The sequence below is a fragment of the Falsirhodobacter sp. alg1 genome, from assembly GCF_000739715.2.
Lineage (GTDB): Bacteria > Pseudomonadota > Alphaproteobacteria > Rhodobacterales > Rhodobacteraceae > Falsirhodobacter.
Genome location: NZ_BBJC02000148.1, coordinates 1 through 457, shown reverse-complemented (window position 1 = coordinate 457; position 457 = coordinate 1). Strand labels below are relative to the sequence as shown.

Here is a 457-nt window from a genome sequence, read left to right as displayed (position 1 = left end):
GTAGAATTTGCAGCCTGCGGCGAGCGGTTTGCGACAGCGGAGCCTGATACAGCAATAGGCATGTGGATTGTGCTGATCCCCGCCCGACCCTGCCGCGCAGCTGGTGCAATTGTGCCAGACCGAAATGCTCTGCCCGTTCGATCACCATGATGGAGGCATTGGGAACATCAAAGGGATGGAACATGTGGACAAGATCGTCCGCGGTGAGCCGCCGGCAAACCCTGATCGCATGATCAAGGTTCGGGTGGCTGCGGATGTCTAAGGCAATTCTGGCGACAGCATTCTCGTTGCTGGCCGGTGCTGCATTGGCACAGACATCTGACGGGCCGGGCCCCAATCTGGTGATCGACATTGCTGGCCCCGGCGCCAATGGTCAGGTCGTGATCGACCTGCTGCCGGATGTCGGCCCCCAAGCATGTGGCGCAAATCGTCAAACTGGCCGAGACCGGCGAATATG

Annotated in this window: 1 protein-coding gene and 2 pseudogenes; 2 read left to right on the top strand and 1 reads right to left on the bottom strand. The window is 59.7% G+C overall.

What is annotated here, in order from left to right; all coding sequences use genetic code 11:
* Window positions 1-184, bottom strand: a 184-nt coding sequence (locus tag TR36_RS16295) for a hypothetical protein (RefSeq protein WP_153010607.1), incomplete at its 3' end; no start/stop codon positions are given.
* Here TR36_RS16295 and TR36_RS15405 point away from each other — a divergent pair.
* A pseudogene (locus TR36_RS15405) lies at window positions 167-262 on the top strand (peptidylprolyl isomerase); the annotation flags it as partial. The gene TR36_RS16295 and the pseudogene TR36_RS15405 overlap by 18 nt on opposite strands.
* Window positions 255-457: pseudogene (locus tag TR36_RS14705) on the top strand (hypothetical protein); the annotation flags it as partial. The pseudogenes TR36_RS15405 and TR36_RS14705, both read left to right, overlap by 8 nt.